This window comes from Enterobacter sp. E14S (genome assembly GCF_055666685.1).
The window spans coordinates 146,532-168,244 of sequence record NZ_JBVODQ010000001.1 but is presented as its reverse complement, the minus strand read 5'-3'; the positions used below and the strand labels follow the sequence as shown (position 1 = coordinate 168,244).

At 56.8% G+C, this 21,713-nt stretch carries 23 protein-coding genes, 2 tRNA genes and 1 pseudogene; 14 read left to right on the top strand and 12 right to left on the bottom strand.

Annotated elements, in window-relative coordinates; genetic code table 11:
- Positions 1-23 precede the first annotated feature (23 nt).
- From mdtK to ACZ6J2_RS00835, 4 genes are all read left to right on the top strand, one after another.
- Positions 24-1,397 (top strand): MdtK family multidrug efflux MATE transporter, encoded by a 1,374-nt coding sequence (mdtK, locus tag ACZ6J2_RS00850; protein ID WP_471724515.1) that lies wholly within the window; start codon positions 24-26, stop codon positions 1,395-1,397.
- Positions 1,398-1,550: 153 nt separating this feature from the next.
- Positions 1,551-1,627: transfer RNA gene (locus ACZ6J2_RS00845), tRNA-Val, on the top strand.
- Between the two features lie 4 nt (positions 1,628-1,631).
- A tRNA-Val gene (locus ACZ6J2_RS00840) sits at positions 1,632-1,708 on the top strand.
- A 117-nt stretch (positions 1,709-1,825) separates the two neighbouring features.
- Positions 1,826-3,421, top strand: a complete 1,596-nt coding sequence (locus tag ACZ6J2_RS00835; protein ID WP_471724513.1) for an FAD-NAD(P)-binding protein — start codon at positions 1,826-1,828, stop codon at positions 3,419-3,421.
- A gap of 28 nt (positions 3,422-3,449) precedes the next feature.
- Here ACZ6J2_RS00835 and ACZ6J2_RS00830 read toward each other — a convergent pair whose 3' ends face one another.
- Both ACZ6J2_RS00830 and ACZ6J2_RS00825 read right to left on the bottom strand, forming a co-directional pair.
- Positions 3,450-4,085, bottom strand: coding sequence for a carbonic anhydrase (locus ACZ6J2_RS00830; protein ID WP_039262341.1), 636 nt, complete (start codon positions 4,083-4,085; stop codon positions 3,450-3,452).
- Positions 4,086-4,157: 72 nt separating this feature from the next.
- Entirely contained in the window at positions 4,158-4,940 is a 783-nt protein-coding gene (locus ACZ6J2_RS00825; RefSeq protein WP_471724512.1) for an MBL fold metallo-hydrolase, read from the bottom strand.
- 125 nt (positions 4,941-5,065) lie between these two features.
- On the opposite strand from ACZ6J2_RS00825, the gene ACZ6J2_RS00820 reads away from it, so the two are divergent.
- Entirely contained in the window at positions 5,066-5,206 is a 141-nt protein-coding gene (locus ACZ6J2_RS00820; RefSeq protein ID WP_003857665.1) for a hypothetical protein, read from the top strand.
- A 92-nt stretch (positions 5,207-5,298) separates the two neighbouring features.
- Here ACZ6J2_RS00820 and ACZ6J2_RS00815 read toward each other — a convergent pair whose 3' ends face one another.
- Positions 5,299-5,466: a hypothetical protein gene (locus ACZ6J2_RS00815; RefSeq protein ID WP_014831607.1), complete on the bottom strand. Its 168-nt coding sequence runs from the start codon at positions 5,464-5,466 to the stop codon at positions 5,299-5,301.
- A 245-nt stretch (positions 5,467-5,711) separates the two neighbouring features.
- Here ACZ6J2_RS00815 and ACZ6J2_RS00810 point away from each other — a divergent pair, with 245 nt between their 5' ends.
- From ACZ6J2_RS00810 to ACZ6J2_RS00795, 4 genes are read left to right on the top strand one after another with little or no spacing between them, the layout of a single operon-like run.
- Entirely contained in the window at positions 5,712-6,542 is an 831-nt protein-coding gene (locus tag ACZ6J2_RS00810; protein WP_471725046.1) for an ABC transporter substrate-binding protein, read from the top strand.
- Positions 6,543-6,544: 2 nt separating this feature from the next.
- Positions 6,545-7,360 carry an amino acid ABC transporter ATP-binding protein gene (locus ACZ6J2_RS00805; RefSeq protein WP_471724510.1) on the top strand — a complete coding sequence of 272 codons (816 nt, stop codon included), beginning with the start codon at positions 6,545-6,547 and terminating at the stop codon, positions 7,358-7,360.
- Entirely contained in the window at positions 7,360-8,136 is a 777-nt protein-coding gene (locus ACZ6J2_RS00800) for an amino acid ABC transporter permease (RefSeq protein ID WP_471724509.1), read from the top strand. The genes ACZ6J2_RS00805 and ACZ6J2_RS00800 overlap by 1 nt, the downstream gene beginning before the upstream one ends.
- Complete coding sequence (locus tag ACZ6J2_RS00795) at positions 8,120-8,806, top strand: amino acid ABC transporter permease (RefSeq protein WP_471724508.1); 687 nt, start codon at positions 8,120-8,122, stop codon at positions 8,804-8,806. The genes ACZ6J2_RS00800 and ACZ6J2_RS00795 overlap by 17 nt, the downstream gene beginning before the upstream one ends.
- Here the strand turns inward: ACZ6J2_RS00795 and fumD are convergent.
- The 4 genes from fumD to ACZ6J2_RS00775 form a co-directional block, all read right to left on the bottom strand.
- Positions 8,787-8,996: a fumarate hydratase FumD gene (gene fumD / locus ACZ6J2_RS00790; protein ID WP_008500615.1), complete on the bottom strand. Its 210-nt coding sequence runs from the start codon at positions 8,994-8,996 to the stop codon at positions 8,787-8,789. The genes ACZ6J2_RS00795 and fumD overlap by 20 nt on opposite strands.
- Before the next feature lie 110 nt (positions 8,997-9,106).
- A complete protein-coding gene (locus tag ACZ6J2_RS00785) occupies positions 9,107-9,919 on the bottom strand; it encodes a MetQ/NlpA family ABC transporter substrate-binding protein (protein ID WP_008500616.1) in 813 nt (270 codons plus the stop codon).
- Between the two features lie 23 nt (positions 9,920-9,942).
- Positions 9,943-10,611 (bottom strand): methionine ABC transporter permease, encoded by a 669-nt coding sequence (locus tag ACZ6J2_RS00780; RefSeq protein WP_008500617.1) that lies wholly within the window; start codon positions 10,609-10,611, stop codon positions 9,943-9,945.
- A complete protein-coding gene (locus ACZ6J2_RS00775; RefSeq protein WP_032657779.1) occupies positions 10,604-11,626 on the bottom strand; it encodes a methionine ABC transporter ATP-binding protein in 1,023 nt (340 codons plus the stop codon). The genes ACZ6J2_RS00780 and ACZ6J2_RS00775 overlap by 8 nt, the downstream gene beginning before the upstream one ends.
- A 400-nt stretch (positions 11,627-12,026) precedes the next feature.
- Between ACZ6J2_RS00775 and ACZ6J2_RS00770 the strand changes: the two genes are divergently transcribed.
- From ACZ6J2_RS00770 to lpp, 5 genes are all read left to right on the top strand, one after another.
- Complete coding sequence (locus tag ACZ6J2_RS00770) at positions 12,027-13,397, top strand: pyridoxal-phosphate dependent enzyme (RefSeq protein ID WP_471724506.1); 1,371 nt, start codon at positions 12,027-12,029, stop codon at positions 13,395-13,397.
- A gap of 11 nt (positions 13,398-13,408) precedes the next feature.
- Entirely contained in the window at positions 13,409-14,554 is a 1,146-nt protein-coding gene (locus ACZ6J2_RS00765) for a trans-sulfuration enzyme family protein (protein WP_471725044.1), read from the top strand.
- Positions 14,555-14,627: 73 nt separating this feature from the next.
- Complete coding sequence (gene ynhH / locus ACZ6J2_RS00760) at positions 14,628-14,924, top strand: protein YnhH (protein ID WP_418921897.1); 297 nt, start codon at positions 14,628-14,630, stop codon at positions 14,922-14,924.
- Between the two features lie 7 nt (positions 14,925-14,931).
- The gene (pykF, locus tag ACZ6J2_RS00755; RefSeq protein WP_029739779.1) at positions 14,932-16,353 is read left to right on the top strand and encodes a pyruvate kinase PykF; all 1,422 of its coding nucleotides are present in this window, start codon (positions 14,932-14,934) and stop codon (positions 16,351-16,353) included.
- Between the two features lie 309 nt (positions 16,354-16,662).
- Entirely contained in the window at positions 16,663-16,899 is a 237-nt protein-coding gene (gene lpp / locus ACZ6J2_RS00750) for a murein lipoprotein Lpp (RefSeq protein ID WP_010430241.1), read from the top strand.
- Positions 16,900-16,959: 60 nt separating this feature from the next.
- Here lpp and ldtE read toward each other — a convergent pair whose 3' ends face one another.
- From ldtE to sufC, 5 genes and pseudogenes are all read right to left on the bottom strand, one after another.
- Positions 16,960-17,973 carry a L,D-transpeptidase LdtE gene (ldtE, locus tag ACZ6J2_RS00745; RefSeq protein WP_202769960.1) on the bottom strand — a complete coding sequence of 338 codons (1,014 nt, stop codon included), beginning with the start codon at positions 17,971-17,973 and terminating at the stop codon, positions 16,960-16,962.
- A 97-nt stretch (positions 17,974-18,070) separates the two neighbouring features.
- A complete protein-coding gene (sufE, locus tag ACZ6J2_RS00740; protein ID WP_063438351.1) occupies positions 18,071-18,487 on the bottom strand; it encodes a cysteine desulfuration protein SufE in 417 nt (138 codons plus the stop codon).
- Between the two features lie 14 nt (positions 18,488-18,501).
- Positions 18,502-19,721 (bottom strand): annotated as a pseudogene (gene sufS / locus ACZ6J2_RS00735) (cysteine desulfurase SufS).
- The gene (gene sufD / locus ACZ6J2_RS00730; RefSeq protein ID WP_471724505.1) at positions 19,718-20,989 is read right to left on the bottom strand and encodes a Fe-S cluster assembly protein SufD; all 1,272 of its coding nucleotides are present in this window, start codon (positions 20,987-20,989) and stop codon (positions 19,718-19,720) included. The pseudogene sufS and the gene sufD overlap by 4 nt, the downstream one beginning before the upstream one ends.
- Positions 20,964-21,710: a Fe-S cluster assembly ATPase SufC gene (gene sufC, locus ACZ6J2_RS00725; RefSeq protein WP_014831592.1), complete on the bottom strand. Its 747-nt coding sequence runs from the start codon at positions 21,708-21,710 to the stop codon at positions 20,964-20,966. The genes sufD and sufC overlap by 26 nt, the downstream gene beginning before the upstream one ends.
- Between the last annotated feature and the right edge of the window lie 3 nt (positions 21,711-21,713).

Below are 21,713 nucleotides of genomic sequence, written 5' to 3'. Positions count from 1 at the left end.
AACAACAAAATAAAGGTGTTCACGTGCAGAAGTACATGAATGAAGCGCGCCAGCTATTGGCACTGGCTATACCAGTGATCGTCGCGCAAGTGGCCCAGACCGCAATGGGATTTGTGGATACGGTAATGGCAGGTGGCTATAGCGCCACCGATATGGCGGCCGTTGCTATCGGCACGTCAATCTGGCTTCCGGCCATCCTGTTCGGCCACGGTCTGCTGCTCGCGCTCACGCCGGTTATCGCTCAGCTCAATGGCTCGGGTCGTCGCGAGCGCATTGCCCATCAGGTTCGTCAGGGTTTCTGGCTGGCAGGGTTTGTTTCCGTGCTGATCATGGTCGTGCTCTGGAACGCGGGCCACATCATTCGCGCTATGCATAACATTGACCCGGCACTGGCTGATAAAGCCGTGGGCTATCTGCGCGCCCTGCTCTGGGGTGCGCCCGGCTACCTCTTTTTCCAGGTGGCGCGTAACCAGTGTGAAGGCCTGGCGAAAACCAAGCCCGGAATGGTGATGGGCTTTATCGGCCTGCTGGTCAACATTCCGGTGAACTATGTCTTTATTTACGGTCATTTCGGGATGCCGGAGCTGGGCGGCGTCGGCTGCGGCGTGGCGACGGCAGCCGTTTACTGGGTGATGTTTTTCGCGATGATCACCTATGTAAAACGCGCCCGTTCCATGCGCGATATTCGCAACGAGAACAGATTTAGCACGCCGGACTGGAACATCATGACGCGTCTGGTGCAGTTAGGGTTGCCTATCGCCCTCGCGCTGTTCTTTGAGGTGACCCTGTTTGCCGTGGTCGCCCTGCTGGTCTCCCCGCTGGGCATTGTGAACGTGGCCGGGCACCAGATTGCGCTGAACTTCAGCTCCCTGATGTTCGTCCTGCCGATGTCGCTGGCGGCGGCGGTCACGATCCGCGTCGGCTTCCGCCTGGGCCAGGGCTCAACGCTGGATGCGCAAACGGCCGCCCGGACCGGGCTGGGCGTCGGCGTCTGCATGGCTGTCTGTACGGCGCTCTTTACCGTTGCATTACGCGAGCAGATTGCCCTGCTCTATAACGACAATCCGGAAGTGGTCACGCTGGCATCGCACCTGATGCTGCTGGCTGCGATTTACCAGATCTCTGACTCCATCCAGGTGATTGGCAGCGGCGTGCTGCGCGGATATAAAGACACGCGCTCCATCTTCTTTATCACCTTCATCGCCTACTGGGTGCTGGGTCTGCCGTGTGGCTATATCCTGGCGCTTACCGATCTGGTGGTGGATCGCATGGGTCCGGCAGGGTTCTGGATGGGCTTTATCATCGGCCTGACGTCGGCGGCGATTATGATGATGATGCGAATGCGCTTCCTGCAACGCCAGCCATCAACGGTCATTTTGCAGCGCGCGGCACGTTAACGACGCGGTAGCCGCCGCCCGGCGGCTACTTTCTCTTCACTTTGCGCGGTAATGAAGCAATCGCGTGAAATCAGAGAGAAAAATGCATTTTCCCTCTTGCCACCTCGGTGCTGTGCCGCTAATATTCGTCCCCGTTGTCACCGACAACACGTTGCGTTCATAGCTCAGTTGGTTAGAGCACCACCTTGACATGGTGGGGGTCGTTGGTTCGAGTCCAATTGAACGCACCATTCTGCGTCCGTAGCTCAGTTGGTTAGAGCACCACCTTGACATGGTGGGGGTCGGTGGTTCGAGTCCACTCGGACGCACCATTTCAGTCCTGAAATGGTGCAAATCCTCTTCTGATATCCTGAATTTTCCTAATCCCTTATTTTCTTCATTGTTCTCCTGCTACGCTTTTCCTATGGAAAAACACAGGAAACGTGTTGATGAAGAAGATCGCGATTATCGGCTCCGGCCCCACAGGGATTTACACCTTTTATCACCTGCTTAAGAACAGCACGCCGCTCTCCGTTTCCGTTTTCGAACAGGCCGATGAAGCTGGCGTGGGTATGCCCTATAACGACGACGATAACTCTCGTCTGATGCTGGCGAACATTGCGAGCATTGAAATCCCGCCCATTTTTATGACCTACTTCGACTGGCTGAAGGATCAGAGCGAAGCTCATCTGGCGCGCTTTAAGGTCGATAAAACTCGTTTGCATGACCGGCAGTTCCTGCCCCGGCTTCTGCTGGGCGAGTATTTTCGCGACAGCTTTCGTTCAATCGTGAAAGAGGCCAGAAAGCTGGGGTTTCAGGTTGATGTCCATGAATCCGCCCAGGTCACCGATATCGTGTCCACGAAAGAAGGGGTCACGCTTTCCGTCAACGACAGCGCCTTTCCTGAACGCTTCGACCTTGCGGTTATCGCAACTGGCCACGTCTGGCCAGACGAGGACGAAGCCACGCGCACGTTCTTCCCAAGCCCCTGGTCCGGTCTGATGGATGCCAGTATTCCTCCCTGCCGCGTCGGTATTATGGGGACATCGTTAAGCGGTCTCGACGCGGCCATGGCGGTAGTGATGCAGCACGGTGAATTTCGTGATGATAAATTCGTGCTGGATAAAGGCAGCGACGCGTTGAAGATTGTCCTGATGTCCCGGACGGGCATTCTGCCGGAAGCCGATTTTTACTGCCCTATCCCTTACGAACCGCTGTCGGTCTTAACCGAATTCGTGGTTGAAAACGAGATCGCCAAAGGATCGGATGGCCTGCTCGACCGTATATTTACCCTGATGGTGAAAGAGCTTCAGCTCGCTGACCCGACTTGGTGTGAGAAAATATCCCTGCATAAGCAGAATGCGGACAGCATTCGTGAGGCCTGGTTTGAGGATCGTAAACGGCACGGCCCCTTTACCTGGGCGGAAGAAAATCTCAACGAGGTGGAGCGGAACAAACGCGAGCGGCGCACCGTAGCCTGGCGCTATACCGTGCTTCGGCTGCATGAGGTGGTTCAGGAGATTGTTCCCCACCTCAACGAACGGGACAGAGAGCGCTTTAAGCAAGGCCTCGCCCGCGTATTTATCGACAACTATGCGGCCATCCCTCCGCAGTCTATCCGCAGGCTGCTCGCGCTTCGCGAAGCCGACATCATCAGCGTGGCTACGCTCGGTGACGATTACGCGCTGGACGTTGGCAGCGATCGAACGGTAATCACCACACAAGAGACCGTTTACCGTTTCGACGTGTTTATTGATGCGCGCGGGCAGAAGCCGCTCAAAACGAAAGATCTGCCCTTTCCGACGCTGCGCAAACAGCTGGAAGCCACGGGCGAAGAGATTCCCGACGTCGGTGAGGATTACACCTTAAAAGCGCCTGACGCCGTTCGCGGACGCATTGCCTTCGGCGCGATACCGTGGCTGATGCACGATCGTCCCTTCGTTCAGGGGCTGGCGGAGTGTGCAGAGATTGCGGAAGCAATGGCAAAGGCGGCGGAAAAACCCGCGTCGCGATCGCGGCGCAGACTACCGTATATCGAGAACTGACAGGGCTTCCATGCCCTGCTGTCGCGGATTACTCGAAGAAGACTTCCGGATTTTCAGACAGCGAAACGAAGCTTTTCGTCGCTTTATCCAGGGCGAGGATTTTGCCGCTTTCAATGTCGTACACCCAGCCGTGCAGTCGGATGGAGTTATTACGCAGGCCCACCGCGACGGACGGGTGGGTCTTAATGTTGCTCAGCTGCGCAAACACGTTCTCCTGCACCATCGCATTGACCTTATCGATCGGCTTATCCCAGGTTTTCTTCTCTACCACGGCTTTCGCCGCGTCGGAATAGCGCAGCCAGTGTGACACAGCAGGCATCGGTTCCAGGTTCGCGTTATCGGCAATCGCCTTCATCGCCCCGCAGTTGGAGTGACCGCAAATCACGATATCCGTGACGCCCAGCGCCACCACGGCGTATTCGATAGTGGCGGAGACGCCGCCAGGCTCCGGCCCGAACGGCGGCACGATGTTGCCAGCATTACGAATGACAAAGAGTTGTCCTGGCTCTTGCTGGGTGACCAGTTCCGGGACCAGACGGCTGTCGGAGCATGAGATGAACAGCGCTTTGGGATTCTGGCTGGACGCTAAACTGCGGAAGAGTTCTTTACGTTGCGGGAAAATCTCTTTTTGAAAGCTGAGAAAACCTTCAATGATATGTTGCATAGCAATGTCTCTTTTATCTGTTTTAGTTTAGGCATGATCGAGATCACACTCGTAAAGTTTACCCATCGTGGTTTACTTCAGACAAGCAATATATTTCTGGCCCGACCGCTGCACAATCTCGTCCGCGAAGGCCGGGATGTTCTGCCCTTCGAACGCGCCGTACAGACGTTCAAAGGTTTTGCTTTCGAGATGATTCACCACCGACGTCACGGTGCGGGCCGGCAGCGGAAGATAATTCGGATAGCTCCACATAAACGAGACGGCGTCTTTACCCGGCGTGACCTGCAGAATATCGCCCACCAGCAACACCCCATCCCCCTCCTGCCAGTGCAGCACCGTTCCACCAGCAAAATGCCCGCCCAGACGCAGCAAGGTGACCGACGGGAAAATCTCCAGCGCATCCCCCTCCCAGAAATGAATGTCCGGGCTGTCGCGCATGACCCACTCTCTGTCGCTGGCGTGCAGGTACACCGGCGCATCAAACGCCGCAGCCCACTCCTGCATCGTGGTGTAATAGTGCGGATGTGAAATCGCTATCGCGCTGATGCCGCCGAGGGCGGTAATGAGCGCTTTGGTTGCGGGGTCGAGGTTGGCGATGCAGTCCCAGAGGATATTGCCGTGGGGCGTTTGCAGGAACAGCGCCCGCTGGTTTATCGCAAACGCGGGGACCGTTTTGATCCCAAACAGCCGCGGCTCCAGCAGCTGCCATTTGTTGCTATGGCTGGCGGTGACGGTGTCGAAATCGGTCCATGCCTGGCCCGTGGCGGGCACGTACTGGCGTTCATCCTCGCAAATTGGGCATCTGTCCGGGCGGGCATCGTAGGCGGTTCCGCAGGTTTTACAGAGTGTAATCATGTGCTCTCCTCAGCGATAAAGCACTGAGTATGGCAGGGATTATCCTTATGTGCTGCGAGGTACATTGCTGGCTTTTTTTGCCCTATACTGTGCCAGTATCAAAAACTGAACAGAGCAGGTGCCACATGGAAATTGATCTCGATAACTTAGTCTTTAACGGTCTGGATGAAGCCGAAGAGCGTAATGCCGAACGTCTGGACGATGCAGACAAAAAAGCGCAGGCGATTGTCGCCGACGACGACTGCGGCGACGCCTGCAAGATCTAATAAAAAAGCACCGGGAAACCGGTGCTTTTTTATTTCACTCGTTAAACGTCACGCACACCTCGTTCCAGTACGTTTCGCGCGTGCGGCGCAGTTCAGCGTGACGTTTTATCATGGAACCACTCCGGGTCAATGTTGGCAACGTCAACGCCATACAGGCTGGCGACAGGCAGGATTGACTCAAGAACACGTTGCGCGCTGTTCTCCGCATTCACTGGTCGGGTCGCAAAAAACCGCCGTAACGTGCTGATCCATTTTTTCATCGTCTTACCCTCTCTTGCCGTGTCTGACCTCAGTTAAGCACTCAAATGCCGCGCGGGGGAAATACCAAAATCCACTGTCGATGTGCAGGATCTGCAAATAGCCTCCCGTTCTTTTCACTCTTCATTAACACCTTGTTCACTAATGCTTTTTTGCTCATAGCAAAGAACGATTTCTTATTTGGCGATAGCTTTCGCTTATGGGAGCGTAGCGGGGTAAAACAAAAACAACGGGATGGCGAATGACTATGGCAGCAAACATGAAAGGGTTTACCAAACGGACACTGGTTCTGGGATTACTGGCGGCGGGCAGCCTGCTTTCAGCGCAGGCACAGGCCGATCAGCTGGCGGATATTAAGGCCGCAGGCGTGGTGAAAGTGGCCACGTTTGACGCCAACCCGCCGTTTGGCTCTATTGATGCCAAAACGCACGAGATCGTGGGCTATGACGTGGACTTCGCCAAAGCGCTGGCAAAATCGCTCGGCGTGAAGCTTGAACTGGTTGCCACCAATCCGGCTAACCGTATTCCGCTGCTGCAGTCCGGAAAAGCCGACCTGATCGTGGCGGATATCACTATCACCCCGGAACGCGCGCAGGTGATTGATTTCTCGACGCCTTACTTTGTCACCGGCCAGCAGTTCCTCGTGCCGGCGAAATCACCGGACAAGCTTGATGACTACAGCCGGGCGCGTATTGGCGCGGTCAAAGGAACGACGGGCGAGCAGGCGCTGCACCAGCGTTTCCCACAGTCACGCGTGCTCTCTTATGACGATATTCCGCTGGCGCTGACGGCACTGCGCAACGGTAACGTACAGGCCATCACCCAGGACAGCACCATTCTGGCCGGTCTGCTGGCGCAGGCGCCGGATAAAGCGAACTTTAAAATCCTGCCCGACCTGCTCAGTAAAGAAGAGATTGGCGTTGGGGTGAAGAAAGGTGAAACGGCGCTGCTGAAGACCGTTAACGACGAGCTGGTTAACCTCGAGAAGAACGGTCAGGCAGCAAAAATCTACGATGTCTGGTTTGGCCCAAACACGCCTTCCCCACAGCCTCGCGCCTTTAAAATAGAAGCCAGATAATTATGCTCTCAGGTTTATTTTCACACTCCGCGGCCGGTGCCGCGGATTTTTCACATCTGGAACAGGCCAGCGTCGAGTTTCGTCACGTGGACAAACGCTACGGTGACCATCAGGTTTTAAACGACATTAACCTCACCATCACGCCCGGTGAAGTGGTCGCCATCCTCGGCCCTTCGGGTTCCGGTAAATCCACCCTGATCCGCCTCATCAACCAGCTTGAAACCCTGAGCGGCGGAGAGATTCTGGTCGACAACAAGCCTACCGCAAAGCTCTCCGGTAGAGGGCTGCGCCAGCTGCGCAGCCGCGTGGGATTTGTGTTTCAGCAGTTCAATCTTTACGCCCACCTCACCGCAAGCCAGAACATCACCCTGGCGCTGGAGCAGGTTCACGGCTGGAAGCCGCAGCCTGCCCGGGAGCGCGCGCTGGCCCTGCTGGAGAAGGTCGGGATGCTGGAAAAAGCCCACCATTTCCCGGCAGAACTTTCCGGTGGACAGCAGCAGCGCGTCGCGATTGCCCGCGCCCTGGCCTCCTCACCGCAAATCATTCTGTTCGATGAACCCACCTCCGCGCTGGATCCGGAGATGATTGGTGAAGTGCTGTACGTGATGAAAGCCCTCGCCCACAGCGGGATCACGATGATCGTGGTGACCCACGAGATGCAGTTTGCCCGGGAAATTGCCGACCGGATTGTCTTTATCGACGGCGGGCAAATTCTGGAAACCGCGCCCCCGGCGCAGTTTTTCAGCCAGCCGTCGCATCCGCGCGCGCAGCGGTTCCTGCAGAAGGTGCTCAACCCGCTGCATCAGGAGCATCTGTAATGCCCGCGCTCGACTGGCAGGGGGTACTGACCGGACAGCCTCTGCAGTGGATACTCTCCGGATTCCTCACCACCCTGTGGGTCACGCTTGCCGGGATGCTGCTGGCCAGCCTGCTCGCACTGCTCTTTATGCTCCTGCGCCTTTCCGGCGGACGCCCCGGGAACGCGGTCGTCAGCAGCTGGGTGTCGCTGTTTCGCAATACGCCTCTGCTGGTGCAGCTGTTGTTCTGGTATTTTGCCGCCTGGAACGGGCTACCGCAGGCGTTCCGCGACGCGGTGAATGCGGATCACAGCTGGTCAATTCTGCCCGGTAACGTCTGGTGGTTTACGCCCGAATTTTTATGTTCTGCCTGGGGGTTGGGCGTCTTTACCTCGGCGTTTTTAATCGAAGAGGTGGAGTCGGGGTTACGTTCCGTGCCTGCCGGACAGCGGGAGGCAGCGCTCGCGCAGGGATTCTCCGCGTGGCGCCTGTTTCGTTACATCCTTCTGCCGCAGGGCCTGGCCAACGCCTGGCAGCCGGTCGTGGGCCAGTACCTAAATCTGATGAAGCTCTCCTCGCTCGCGAGCGGGATTGGCTTTGCCGAGCTGACCTATCAGGTCAGGCAGATCGAGAGCTATAACGCGCACGCGCTGGAGGCGTTTACCCTCGGAACCGCACTCTATCTGCTGACCGGCCTGGCCATGGGGATGGTGCTGATTCGCATCGGGCCTGACGCGAAACGTAAACGCCCAGGCGTCGCCACCACAGGGAGTGAAAAACATGATTGCCGGACTTAACGTCATCACCGATAACCTCGACTATCTGCTGTGGGGACGCGCGGCAACGGGTGAACCGGGGGGCGTATTGCTGTCGTTGATGATGGCTGCCGGGGCCGCCGTCATCGCCCTGCCCGGTGGGATAGTGCTCGCGTGTCTGGCCTGGCGCTTTACCGGGCTCGTGCGAAAGGCCCTCTTTTTATGGGCAGAGCTGATCCGCGGCATCCCGCTCATCTTCGTGATTTTCTGGATGTGGTATCTGCTGCCGCTTATGACCGGGGGCGATCTGCCGGGAGCGCTCACCGTCACGCTGGCCCTGGCCTGGTTTACCGCGGCAACGGTGATGCACTCGGTGCTGGCCGGGCTTAACGCGCTGCCGACCGGGCAGTACGAAGCCGCACTGTCACAGGGATTCAGCACGCAGCAAACCCTGTGGCGGGTGCTGCTGCCGCAGGCGTTGAGGAACACTCTGCCGTCGCTGGTGGGGATTTTTATCAGCCTGCTGAAGGATACGTCGCTGGCGTTTATCGTGAACGTCCCGGAGCTGACCACGGTGGCGGGACAGGTCAACAACCGGGTGCAAATCTACCCGGCGGCCATTTTTATCTTTACGGGCGTGGTCTACTACCTGCTCTGCTGCTCGCTCGAACAGCTTGCGAAACGCTGGCGCATTACCCGGCCAGCGCTTTAACCACCGTTTCCATCGCTTCGGTTGTCAATTCACTGCGCTTAACGCGCTGGTTCGCCAGCGCGGTACGCAGGACTCCGGCAATGACAATATGCTTTGGCTCCTGCCCTAAATCACGCATCTCAAGCACCACTTTCCCGACCACCCGGCACATTTCCTGGTACAGCGCTTCATCTTTGGTCACGTTACCCATCGTCATCACTCCATTGCCTGTTAAACGTTGAGCTTAAATGATTCTCCTGCCGGATACAAAAAAGAAGCCCGGCGAGAGACTCGCCGGGCTTCATCTGTAAAATCAGTAAATTAGTTGTTTACTGGGATGACCGCGCCTTTGTACTTGGTGCGGATCCAGTCCTGAATCTCTTTCGAGTGCAGCACGTTCACCAGGGCAACGATATCTTTCTTCTTCTCGTCACCGCGATGCACGGTAATGATGTTGGCGTACGGGTTGTTTTCACCGCTCTCTACCGCAATCGGGTCGTGAACCGGATCCAGACCGGCGTCAATCGCGTAGTTGGCGTTAATCACCACCGCATCACCTTCGTTGTTGTTATACATCTGCGGCAGCAGAGAGGCTTCCACGTTCGGCGTGAACTTCAGCTTTTTCGGGTTCTCAACGATGTCGCTGATGCGCGCGGTCACTTTATCGATGCCCGGCTTCAGCTTGATCACGCCCTCTTTCTCGAAGATAGAGAGAATACGCCCCTCTTCAGAAACCGCGTCACGCATGATGATCTTGCCACCTTCCGGCAGGTCTTTCAGCGACTTGTATTTTTTGGAGTAGATGCCGATTGGCTCAATGTGGATCGCGCCCGCACTGACGAAATCGTAGTCTTTATCGCCCGCATGATCCTTCAGCACGCTGTTCAGGTAAGGAATGTGCTGGAAATAGTTCGCGTCGATGTCATGACCCGCCAGCGCGGTGTTCGGCAGAATGTAGTCCTGGAACGGTTTAATCTCCAGGTCGATACCCTGCTTCGCCAGAATCGGCTTAGCCTGCTCCAGAATTTCGGCGTGCGGCGTGTTGGATGCGCCCACGGTCAGGGTGTCGGCCCAGGAGGCGAAGCTCAGGGCGCTCAGGGTTGCGGCGGCGATCAGTGTCAGTGTTTTTTTCATGATGTGGTTCCTGTGTGTATTTATTAGCGTTTATCTAACAGTGAAGTAATGACATCGCCGCAGAACTGGATAATGAAAACGATGATCAGAATGGTCACCGTTGCCACCAGCGTGACGTCACCATGGTTGCGCTGGAATCCTTCCAGATAAGCCAGATTTCCCAAACCGCCGGCGCCAATCACCCCCGCCATTGCGCTGTAGCTCACCAGCGCAATCAGCGTCACCGTAATACCCGATACCAGTGCGGGTGATGATTCCGGCAGTAAAACCCGAAACACTAACGTGCTCAGTCGTGCGCCCATCGAGCGCGTTGCTTCGATGACGCCTTTATCCACTTCACGCAGGGCGATCTCCACCAGGCGTGCGTAGAACGGTGCGGCACCCACAATCAGCGCCGGCAGCGCCGCGTTGGCGCCAAGAATGGTGCCGACGACGGTCTTGGTGAACGGGATCAGCAGGACAATCAAAATGATGAACGGAATAGAGCGGAACACGTTCACCACAATCGAAATCACGCTGTAGACCGTGCGGTTGTGGAACAACCCGCCGCGCGCGGTTAAAAACAGCGCCAGCCCCAGCACGATGCCCAGCACAAACGTCGCTACGCCGGACAGCGCGGTCATGTACAGCGTCTCCAGCGTCGCCGCCCAGAGCTGATCCCACTTGAGATGCGGAAAGAGATTCTCAGCCATGTTTAATTACCTCGCCTTCAATATCGCTGTGCTGCAGGTCGGCGAGGATATTGTTCAGTTGTTCATCGGATGCCACCACGTGCACCCAGAGCTGACCAAACACCCCGTGGGCGGTTTGCGTCATTTTCCCGTGCAGGATGTTAAACGGCAGGCCGTAGCGCAGGGTCAGTTCACCCACGATCGGCTTATGGGTGCTGTGCCCGGTGAAGGTCAGCCTGATGACCGTGCCTTCCAGATCGTTTGCCAGTTCGGTATTGAAGGTTTCTTCCTCAGCGTACTGGCTCACCTGGCGGACAAACTGCTGCGTAATCGGCTGCTGCGGATGGGTAAAAACGCTCAGCACGTCGCCCTCCTCCACCACTTTACCGTTCTCCATCACCGCCACGCGGTCGCAGATTTTGCGTACCACGTGCATCTCGTGGGTGATCAGCACGATGGTCAGCCTGAAGCGGCGGTTAATATCCAGCAGCAGATCGAGGATCTGATCGGTGGTCTGCGGGTCGAGCGCCGAGGTAGCTTCATCGCAGAGCAGCACGTCAGGGCTGTTAGCCAAAGCGCGCGCAATGCCGACGCGCTGCTTTTGCCCGCCGCTCAGCTGGGACGGGTACGCATTCTCGCGCCCCTTCAGGCCAACCAGCTCCACCAGCTCGGCGACGCGCGCCTTGATGCTGGCTTTTGGCACACCGGCGATTTGCATCGAGAAAGCGATATTCTCGCTCACCGTGCGCGACCACAGCAGGTTGAAGTGCTGGAACACCATGCTGATTTTCAGGCGCGCCTGGCGCAGCGCTTCACCCTTTGCAGCAGAGATATCCTGTCCGTTAATGGTGACGCTTCCGGCGCTGGGTTTTTCCAGGCCGTTCAGCAGACGAATCAGCGTGCTTTTCCCGGCTCCGCTGTAGCCGATAATTCCGTAAATTTGTCCCTGCTCTATCGTCAAATTGACGTTATCAACGGCAGTCAGCGCGACCTTTCCGTTGTCAAAAACCTTCGAAATATTCCTGAGTACGATCATTCTTATTCTTTATCCGTTTCGCGCATGGCTGTTTAGCAGTATGGATGTCCAAACGATAGTAAACAGGCGTTATCAGCTTTCAAATGAACAAAAAAGAATTTGTTATAACTTTCGGAAATAAACAGCGGATTTACAGGGTGGGAAGCATTTAGACCAATTTCAGCAATGATTATCTACCGGATGCATATCTGCTGGTGGATGCCCACGAAAAACGGTCATTTTTTCAGCATTTCATGCCGGTATAGACATCCTCACATCCAGACAACTTTACGTCTTGCTGTCCTGACATCCAAAAATGGCATTTATATTCTTTTCTGTTCTAAAGAGCAGTGAATGGTTCTTTATTGCGAAAATTTCGCCGCTCTATCATCCCGTCATGACATCCAGAAAGGAAAACATCATGACGATTTACCATTCCGTCACCGAACTGATTGGCCGTACCCCGCTTATCCAGCTGCACAAGCTTGATACCGGTCCCTGCTCGCTGTTCCTGAAGCTGGAAAACCAGAATCCGGGCGGCTCAATTAAGGATCGCGTTGCGCTGTCGATGATTAACGAAGCGGAGCGTACCGGCCAGCTGCAGCCGGGCGGCACGATTATTGAGGCGACGGCGGGGAATACCGGTCTCGGCCTGGCCCTGATTGCCGCCCAGAAAGGCTACTCGCTGATCCTGGTGGTGCCGGACAAAATGAGCCGCGAGAAGATTTTCCACCTGCGCGCGCTGGGTGCCCAGGTGGTGCTGACCCGCTCCGACGTTAACAAGGGCCACCCTGCCTACTACCAGGATTACGCCCAGCGCCTGGCCAACGAGCTGCCCGGCGCGTTTTACATCGACCAGTTCAATAACGAGGCCAACCCGCTGGCGCACCGCACCACCACGGCACCGGAACTGTACGAGCAGCTTGACGGGCGGATCGACGCCATCGTGGTGGGCGTCGGCTCAGGCGGTACGCTGGGCGGCCTGCAGGCGTGGTTCGCCGAGCACTCTCCGCACACGGAGTTCGTCCTGGCAGACCCGGCCGGATCGGTTCTCGCCGACCAGGTAGAAACCGGACGCTACCACGACGCGGGCTCCTGGCTGGTTGAGGGTATTGGCGAAGACTTTATTCCGCCGCTGGCCCACATTGAAGGGGTGAATCGCGCCTGGCGCATTACCGACCGCGAAGCCTTCACCACCGCGCGCGACCTGCTGAAAACGGAAGGCATTCTGGCGGGCTCTTCCAGCGGCACGCTGCTGGCGGCCGCGCTGAAATATTGCCAGGCGCAAACCGCGCCGAAACGCGTGGTGACCTTCGCCTGCGACAGCGGCAATAAGTATCTCTCGAAGATGTTCAACGATGACTGGATGCGTCAGCAAGGGCTCATCACGCGCCCTCAGGCCGGCGATCTCTCTGACTACATCGCCCTGCGCCACGATGAAGGCGCCACCGTTACCGCCGCCCCGGACGACACGCTTTCCACCGTACTGGCACGCATGCGCCTGTATGACATCTCCCAGCTGCCGGTGCTGGAGAACGGCAAGGTGGTGGGCATTGTCGACGAGTGGGATCTCCTGCGGCACATCGGCGGCGACGGCGACCGCTTCGCGCTTCCGGTGACGGCAGCCATGACGCGTCAGGTGGAGTTTCTTGATAAACACGCCCCGGAAAGCGCCCTGAACGCCATCTTCGACCGCGGTCTGGTGGCCGTGATTAATGACAATGACCGTTTTCTCGGTCTGATTACGCGCAGCGACGTTCTGACCGCCTGGCGCAACCGTCTTCAGCAATAAAGGAATCGATGATGAAAAACCTGGCTACCCTGAGCGTACACAGCGGCGAGTTCAACGACCAGCACGGCGCCGTCATGCCGCCGATATACGCCACCTCAACGTTTGCGCAACCGTCACCCGGCGAGCATACCGGCTATGAGTATTCCCGCAGCGGCAACCCTACCCGCCATGCGCTGGAAACCGCCATCGCCGAACTGGAAGGCGGCACGCGCGGCTACGCCTTCGCCTCCGGTCTGGCGGCCATCTCCACGGTGCTCGAACTGCTGGATAAAGACAGCCATATTGTCGCCATTGATGACGTTTACGGCGGGACGTACCGCCTGATTGAAAACGTGCGCAAGCGCAGCACCGGCCTGCAGGTCAGCTGGGTTAAACCGGACGACTTAGCCTGTCTCGAGGCCGCCATTCGCCCGGATACCCGCATGGTGTGGGTCGAAACGCCAACCAACCCGCTGCTGAAGCTGGCGGATCTGGCGGCCATTGCGGCGATCGCCCGCCGTCATAACGTCATCAGCGTGGTGGATAACACCTTCGCGTCGCCGGTGATCCACCGTCCGCTGGAGTCGGGTTTCGATATCGTGGTGCACTCCGCCACCAAATACCTGAACGGCCACTCTGACGTGGTGGCAGGGCTGGCGATTGTCGGGGACAACAGGGAACTGGCGGATAAGCTGGGCTATCTGCAAAACGCGGTAGGCGGCGTACTGGATCCGTTCAGCAGCTTCCTGACGCTGCGCGGTATTCGCACGCTTGCTTTGAGGGTAGAAAAGCACAGCACCAACGCGCTGGCGATTGCGCAATGGCTGGAGCAGCATCCTCTGGTCGAAAAGGTGTTCTATCCCGGCCTGGAATCGCATCCGCAATATCAGCTTGCCCGTACGCAGATGGCCCTGCCCGGCGGCATGATTTCCGTCGTGGTAAAAGGCGATGCGCAACGCGCCACCGAGGTGATTCGCAACCTGAAGCTGTTCACCCTCGCGGAAAGCCTCGGCGGTGTGGAAAGTCTGGTGAGCCAGCCTTACAGCATGACGCACGCCTCGATTCCGCTTGAGCAACGCCTGGCAAACGGCATTGTGCCGCAGCTGATCCGTCTGTCAGTCGGGATTGAAGATCCGAAAGACCTGATTGCCGACCTCAGCCAGGCGCTGCAAAAATAAGCAAAACGCGGCAGGTCAATCACCTGCCGCCACAAGTTGTCATCATGGCTTAACGCCTTGATAACAATATTATGTGAAACTGCACAGATTATTTCTGAAACACCGTTTCCATTTTCCTTTTATCTTAAAATCAGCGTATAATGCGCGCCTAATCCCTGGTGAATGGTTTCAGCGCTTGGAATACAAAAAACAACGTACAACTTCTCCTCTCCTTCGTTGGGCTGTCACTCAGGCACACTTTCTTCTGCACGCTCATTTGATGTCTCCTATCCTTAGTGCGTGTCATATACTCTTTTGCAACACAGGTTTGACTCCGCGGCGGTGCGCCCCCGGAGCGAGATTTCCATATCCTTCCCAACTTAAAGACTAAGACTGTCATGAAAAAGACGAAAATTGTTTGTACTATCGGCCCGAAAACCGAATCTGAAGAGATGCTGACCAAAATGCTGGACGCCGGCATGAACGTGATGCGTCTGAACTTCTCCCACGGTGACTACGCAGAACACGGCCAGCGTATCCAGAACTTGCGCAACGTAATGAGCAAGACCGGTAAAAAAGCTGCGATCCTGCTGGATACCAAAGGTCCAGAAATCCGCACCATCAAACTGGAAGGCGGTAACGACGTCTCTCTGAAAGCGGGCCAGACCTTCACCTTCACCACCGACAAATCCGTTGTTGGCAACAGCGAAATCGTTGCAGTGACCTACGAAGGCTTCACCAACGACCTGTCCGTCGGTAACACCGTGCTGGTAGACGATGGTCTGATCGGTATGGAAGTCACCGCTATCGAAGGCAACAAGGTTATCTGTAAAGTGCTGAACAACGGCGACCTGGGCGAAAACAAAGGCGTTAACCTGCCGGGCGTTTCTATCGCACTGCCAGCACTGGCTGAAAAAGACAAACAGGACCTGATCTTCGGTTGCGAACAAGGCGTTGACTTTGTTGCGGCCTCCTTCATCCGTAAGCGTTCTGACGTGGTTGAAATTCGTGAGCACCTGAAAGCGCACGGCGGCGAGAAGATCCAGATCATCTCCAAAATTGAAAACCAGGAAGGCCTGAACAACTTCGACGAAATCCTCGAAGCGTCTGACGGCATCATGGTTGCACGTGGCGACCTGGGCGTAGAAATCCCGGTTGAAGAAGTGATCTTCGCGCAGAAGATGATGATCGAGAAATGTGTTCGCGCGCGCAAAGTGGTTATCACCGCAACTCAGATGCTGGACTCCATGATCAAAAACCCACGCCCAACCCGCGCAGAAGCAGGCGACGTGGCTAACGCCATCCTCGACGGTACTGATGCCGTTATGCTGTCCGGCGAATCCGCAAAAGGTAAATATCCGCTGGAAGCGGTGTCCATCATGGCCACCATCTGCGAACGTACCGACCGCGTAATGAAAAGCCGTCTGGACTACAACAACGACAGCCGCAAGCTGCGCATCACCGAAGCGGTATGCCGTGGTGCAGTAGAAACAGCTGAGAAGCTGGAAGCACCGCTGATCGTGGTTGCCACCCAGGGCGGTAAATCTGCTCGCGCGGTGCGTAAATACTTCCCGGATGCGACTATCCTGGCGCTGACCACCAACGAAACCACGGCTCGTCAGCTGGTGCTGAGCAAAGGCGTGATCCCTCACCTGGTGAAAGAGATCGCGTCTACGGATGATTTCTACCGTCTGGGTAAAGAAGTGGCTCTGGAGCTGGTTGATCGTGGTCTGGCACAGAAAGGTGACGTTGTGGTCATGGTTTCTGGCGCGCTGGTGCCAAGCGGAACCACCAATACCGCATCTGTTCACGTGCTGTAATAATTCCCGAACGAATTAATTTTGATAAAAAGCGCCCTCCGGGCGCTTTTTTTATTCCTGGCATTAGCCAAAGTCATTCAAATTGCAAATCGGGTTTTTCTATTTAATTGCGAATTATCTAAGATGAATCCGATGATAAATGCCTTTTTTTACATAGTTTTTTGCTCAAAAAGGGCCGATTCGATGCTTCTTTGAGCGAACGATCAAAAATAGGTGTATTCCCATCAAAAAAATATTCTCAACCCAAAAAACTTTGTGTAATACTTGTAACGCTACATGGAGATTAACTCAATCTAGAGGGTATTAATAATGAATCGTACTAAACTGGTACTGGGCGCGGTAATCCTGGGTTCTACTCTGCTGGCTGGTTGCTCCAGCAACGCTAAAATCGATCAGCTGTCTTCTGACGTTCAGACTCTGAACGCTAAAGTTGACCAGCTGAGCAACGACGTGAACGCAATCCGTTCCGACGTTCAGGCTGCTAAAGACGACGCAGCTCGCGCTAACCAGCGTCTGGACAACCAGGCTACTAAATACCGTAAGTAATAGTACCTGTTAATAAAATGGCGCACATTGTGCGCCATTTTTTTTGCCTGCGTCAAACGGCTACTGCGTCACCTTCTCCCCTTCATCTTCCGCTACCGCAGCGGACACCCGACTGTTCTGCACCGATAACACGCTATTGCTGGCCGACGGGCCGCTCCCTGACGACACGATAACCGGGATCCCGGCGCGGCGCGACAGGGCTTTCTCAATCAGCGTCTTATCGCTTCCCGCCTGAGAAACAAAGGTCGCAAAGTCGGCGGAATGGGTAATGGGCGAGACCTGCGGGTTTTCTCCCTCAGCCTGCGCCAGCGGGCGGTGGACTTCAATATAGCGTTTACCATCCGGCTCCACGGAGAACTTCACGGGTTCATTGATAATCTGTACCCGCGTGCCAACCCGCACCTGTTCGAACAGGGCCTTAATGTCCGGGGCGTTCATCCGCATACAGCCGGAGCTGACCCGCAGGCCGACGCTGTCCGGCGCGCTGGTGCCGTGGATGAGATATTCCCCGTTGCCCACGCCTAAACGCAGTGCGAAGCGTCCCAGCGGGTTATTTGGCCCGGCAGGTACCACCGGCGGTAATTTAATTCCCTGCTCAAGAGAGCGGGCTCTGATGCCCGGCGTGGGTGTCCAGGTGGGATTCGGGATTTTCTGGCTTACGCGCGTGGTCGTGACCGGTGTTTCCAGCCCCAGCTGTCCGATGCCGAGCGGGAAGACCTGAACGATGTTTTCTCCCGGCGGGAAGTAGTAGAGCCGCAGCTCTGCGAGGTTCACCACAATCCCCTCGCGCGGCGTGTCCGGCAGCAGCATCTGCGACGGGATGGTAATGACGGTTCCCGGCGCCGGGTTGACCGGCGCAATGGTGTTGTTCGTTTCCAGAATCACCTGCGCCGCGGTATTAAACCGGCGGGCGATGGTCTGCAGCTTATTATCCCCTTCCTGTATCGTGTAGGTTTGATTTTGCCCAATCAGGCGACTGCCTGCGGGCGGCAACGGATAGTCCATCGCGCGGGCCGAATTAAGTGCGCCGAGCGAACTGAGGAGTAATAGAGTTATGAGAGACGCGCGCTTCATGCTGAGATTCCTTATTCACTGGCAGGACGCCAGAAAGCTGAAAAACCAGCGAGGCGGGAACCACCTCGCGAAACAGAATGAATGCTGTTCTGTAAGTCTAGCTAAGGATTGCAGCTTTGGCGCGAATCGCGCGAATCATCGCTTCCAGTCCCTGGGAACGAGACGGGGTGAGGTGTTGTGTGAGGGCCATTTTTTCAAACCACGGGCGGACGTCGAACGCGACAATATCCTGCGCCGACATCTGGTGATAGAGAATAAAGACGACGGCAATAAGCCCTTTTACAATGGCCGCATCGCTGTCGCCGTGCAGTGCTATCGTGCCGTCGTCAGACTGTTCCATCACAATCCACACCTGGCTCTGACAGCCCTGAATAATATTTTCCGGGTTATGCGCCTCTTCACCGAGCGGCGGCAGACGCTGCCCCAGCTCGATGATATAAAGGTACTTCTCTTCCCAGTTTGCGCAACGCCCAAAGTTGCGCAGCAATTTGTCTCTGTCCGGCAGTTCTGCCATCTTTTGCCTCTCCGTTAGCCCAGCAGCTGGTGAATACGCTTAAGCCCCGCCACCAGCCTGTCGACCTCTTCCGTTGTGTTGTACATCACCAGCGACGCGCGGCACATTGCCGGCACCTGGTAAAACGCCATCAGCGGCATGGCGCAGTGGTGCCCGGTACGGACCGCCACGCCGTAGTTATCGAGGAAACTGCCCACGTCATAGGCGTGATGTTTCCCGAGATTGAACGCAATCACCCCTTGCCGGTCGGCAGGCCCGTAGAGGGTCAGATCCGGCACGCTGGCAAGCTCGGCAAGCGCATAGTGCATCAGCAGCTGTTCGTACTCCTGGATGCTATCAAGGCCGATCGCGGAGACGTAGGAAACCGCCGCCCCCAGCCCGATAATCCCACCGGTGTTGGGCGTACCCGCCTCAAAACGCCACGGCGCGCGCGCGTAGGTGGTGCCTTCCGTCAGGCTGACGGTGGCGATCATCGACCCGCCCCCTTCCCACGGCGGCATCGCCTGCAGGATATCTTCTTTCACGTACAGCACGCCAATCCCGGTCGGCCCATAGAGCTTGTGGCCTGAAAAGACGTAGAAATCACAGTCCAGCGCCTGAACGTCAACCGCGTGGTGCATCACCGCCTGAGCGCCGTCAATCAGCACCTTCGCGCCAGCCTGGTGGGCTTTTTCGATAATCTCTGCCACCGGGTTTTCAGTCCCGAGCACGTTAGAGACCTGGGTGACCGCCACCAGCCGCGTTTTATCATCCAGCAGTGCGTCGAGCTGGTCGAGCTGCAGCGTCCCGTCAACGTTGAGCGGAATGACCCGCAATTGCGCGCCAACGCGCTCGCAGAGCATCTGCCACGGCACGATATTGGCGTGGTGCTCCATCTGGGTGATGATGATGTTATCCCCCGCGTGGACCTGCGCGTTGCCCCAGCTGTTAGCGACAAGGTTGATCCCTTCGGTGGTCCCGCGCACGAAGACCAGCTCTTCAGGCGATTTCGCATTGAGGAAGGCGGCAATTTGCGTGCGCACGTTTTCCATACGCTGGGTCGCTCGGCGCTCAGGGTATGAATACCGCGATGCACGGCGGCGTAGCCGTGGCGATAAAACTCGGCTTCCGCATCCACGACCGGGTTCGGCTTCTGCGCGCTGGCCGCGCTGTCCAGATAGGCCAGAGGAAGACCGTTCACTTCACGGGTCAGAACCGGAAAATCTGCCCGTACTTTCTCGACGGGAAAACTCATGCTTCGCCTCCAGGCAGACGCTGACCGATACGCGCCAGCACCTGCTGTTTCAACTGACCATCGTTCAGCGCTTCCGTCAGTTCGGCGGCAAACGCATAGATAATCATTTTCTGCGCCGCCTGCTGGTCGATGCCGCGGGAACGCAGGTAGAACATCTGCTCGTCGTCGATGCGCCCGACCGTCGCACCGTGGCTGCACTTAACGTCGTCGGCGTAGATCTCCAGCTGCGGTTTGGTGTCCACCTCTGCCAGGCGACCTAACAGCAGATTGTTGTTGGTCATCTGCCCGTCGGTTTTAATGGCGTGCTGCGCCACGTTAATCAGTCCGTTAAAAACCGCGCGGCCTTTATCACTCACGATAGTTTTGTGCAGCTGGCGGCTGTTGCAGTAGCCCTTGTTGTGCTCAAGCCAGGTGCGCGTGTCGCACACTTCAGATTTAACCGGCATCGCCAGGCTGTTGATGCGCAGCGTGGTGTTTTCACCGTTAAGCTGCGTGCTGGTGTTGTGGCGCAATACCGACCCGCCGAGCAGGAAACTGTGGCTGTACGCCGCGGCATCCTGATCCAGCACAATGTCGTTATGGGCAAAGTGGTGGCTCTGCGCATTCTCAAACGCCAGCTTGACGTGGTGAAGCTGGGCATTGGCGGCAACGTTCATCGTCAGACGCGATCCGGTAAAGTGCCGGACATCGTTAAGGCTGACGTAATGTTCGATTACCGTGGCCTCCGCTCCCTCCGCCAGCTCAAGATGGTGGCGATAGTGCGCGGTGTTGATTTCGTCGCCGTCCAGACCCTGGGTGATGTGCATCAGCAGCAGCGGTTTTGCCGGACGCTGGTTACGCTTCACGTGGATATGCGTCACGCTGCGGGCCAGGCTCTCGGTCAGGTGCAGGAACACCTCAGGCTGAACCGGGGCGCTCAGGGGCTGGCGATCGTCGTTTATCACAATCTCAAATCCGCTCCCCTGAAGGGCGTCGCTCAGATCCGCACGAAACTCACCGTCGACAAACACCAGGCGCACGGCGTCCACGTTTACGGCCAGCGCGTCACGCTGCGCCGGGGTGAGATCCGCCAGACGGGACACAAACTCGGCGTTCAGCAGGCCATCAAGCGGGGTGTATTTCCAGTTCTCATGCTTACGCGTCGGCAGGCCGAGACGCAGCATCTGCTGCAGATGCTGCTGCGCCTGCTCAGAGCGCGTGCCGCCCTGGGCTTCAAACAGCCGGTGCCACTGCTGGAGCGCATTACTGCTGTTCGGTAAGCCAGCCATAGCCCTGCTCCTCCAGTTGTTTAACCAGCGTGAAATCACCGGATTTCACAATACGCCCCTGGTAAAGCACGTGAACGTAATCCGGCTTGATGTAGTCCAGAATGCGCTGGTAATGGGTAACGATAATGAACGAACGCTTGCCGTCGCGCAGGGAGTTCACCCCGTCAGCGACAATCTTCAGGGCGTCGATATCCAGACCGGAGTCGGTCTCATCCAGAATGCACAGCTCGGGCTCCAGCACCGCCATCTGCAGAATGTCGTTACGCTTTTTCTCGCCGCCGGAAAAGCCAACGTTCACCGAGCGGGTCAGCAGGTCTTCCGGCATTTTCAGCAGCTTGATCTTCTCTTCCATCAGGTCCTGGAAGTCAAAGCGGTCCAGCGCCTCCAGGCCGCGATACTTGCGCACCGCATTCAGCGCCGTCTGCAGGAAGAACTGGTTGCTGACGCCAGGAATTTCGACCGGGTACTGGAAGGCCATGAAGATGCCCTCTCCCGCGCGGTCTTCCGGCGACATCTCAAGCAGATCTTTACCGTTAAACTCGACCGAGCCGTGGGTTACCTCGTAATCTTCGCGCCCCGCCAGCGTCGCAGAAAGCGTACTTTTCCCGGAGCCGTTCGGCCCCATGATGGCGTGGACTTCACCCGGCTTAACGTCAAAATTGAGGCCACGCAGGATGGCTTTGTCTTCTACGCTAACCTGTAAATCTTTAATGCTTAACATGTG

Excerpts from the sequence above, each read along its gene's own strand:
- ACZ6J2_RS00820 (WP_003857665.1), top strand. The coding sequence starts at position 5,066 with ATGGAAATTGATCTCGATAACTTAGTCTTTAACGGTCTGGATGAAGCC.
- lpp (WP_010430241.1), top strand. The coding sequence starts at position 16,663 with ATGAATCGTACTAAACTGGTACTGGGCGCGGTAATCCTGGGTTCTACT.
- sufD (WP_471724505.1), bottom strand. The coding sequence starts at position 20,989 with ATGGCTGGCTTACCGAACAGCAGTAATGCGCTCCAGCAGTGGCACCGG.
- ACZ6J2_RS00785 (WP_008500616.1), bottom strand. The coding sequence starts at position 9,919 with ATGAAAAAAACACTGACACTGATCGCCGCCGCAACCCTGAGCGCCCTG.
- pykF (WP_029739779.1), top strand. The coding sequence starts at position 14,932 with ATGAAAAAGACGAAAATTGTTTGTACTATCGGCCCGAAAACCGAATCT.
- ACZ6J2_RS00780 (WP_008500617.1), bottom strand. The coding sequence starts at position 10,611 with ATGGCTGAGAATCTCTTTCCGCATCTCAAGTGGGATCAGCTCTGGGCG.
- ACZ6J2_RS00810 (WP_471725046.1), top strand. The coding sequence starts at position 5,712 with ATGGCAGCAAACATGAAAGGGTTTACCAAACGGACACTGGTTCTGGGA.
- ACZ6J2_RS00815 (WP_014831607.1), bottom strand. The coding sequence starts at position 5,466 with ATGAAAAAATGGATCAGCACGTTACGGCGGTTTTTTGCGACCCGACCA.
- ACZ6J2_RS00795 (WP_471724508.1), top strand. The coding sequence starts at position 8,120 with ATGATTGCCGGACTTAACGTCATCACCGATAACCTCGACTATCTGCTG.
- ACZ6J2_RS00805 (WP_471724510.1), top strand. The coding sequence starts at position 6,545 with ATGCTCTCAGGTTTATTTTCACACTCCGCGGCCGGTGCCGCGGATTTT.
- ldtE (WP_202769960.1), bottom strand. The coding sequence starts at position 17,973 with ATGAAGCGCGCGTCTCTCATAACTCTATTACTCCTCAGTTCGCTCGGC.
- ACZ6J2_RS00800 (WP_471724509.1), top strand. The coding sequence starts at position 7,360 with ATGCCCGCGCTCGACTGGCAGGGGGTACTGACCGGACAGCCTCTGCAG.
- ACZ6J2_RS00770 (WP_471724506.1), top strand. The coding sequence starts at position 12,027 with ATGACGATTTACCATTCCGTCACCGAACTGATTGGCCGTACCCCGCTT.
- ACZ6J2_RS00825 (WP_471724512.1), bottom strand. The coding sequence starts at position 4,940 with ATGATTACACTCTGTAAAACCTGCGGAACCGCCTACGATGCCCGCCCG.
- ACZ6J2_RS00830 (WP_039262341.1), bottom strand. The coding sequence starts at position 4,085 with ATGCAACATATCATTGAAGGTTTTCTCAGCTTTCAAAAAGAGATTTTC.
- ACZ6J2_RS00775 (WP_032657779.1), bottom strand. The coding sequence starts at position 11,626 with ATGATCGTACTCAGGAATATTTCGAAGGTTTTTGACAACGGAAAGGTC.
- ACZ6J2_RS00765 (WP_471725044.1), top strand. The coding sequence starts at position 13,409 with ATGAAAAACCTGGCTACCCTGAGCGTACACAGCGGCGAGTTCAACGAC.
- sufC (WP_014831592.1), bottom strand. The coding sequence starts at position 21,710 with ATGTTAAGCATTAAAGATTTACAGGTTAGCGTAGAAGACAAAGCCATC.
- ACZ6J2_RS00835 (WP_471724513.1), top strand. The coding sequence starts at position 1,826 with ATGAAGAAGATCGCGATTATCGGCTCCGGCCCCACAGGGATTTACACC.
- fumD (WP_008500615.1), bottom strand. The coding sequence starts at position 8,996 with ATGGGTAACGTGACCAAAGATGAAGCGCTGTACCAGGAAATGTGCCGG.
- sufE (WP_063438351.1), bottom strand. The coding sequence starts at position 18,487 with ATGGCAGAACTGCCGGACAGAGACAAATTGCTGCGCAACTTTGGGCGT.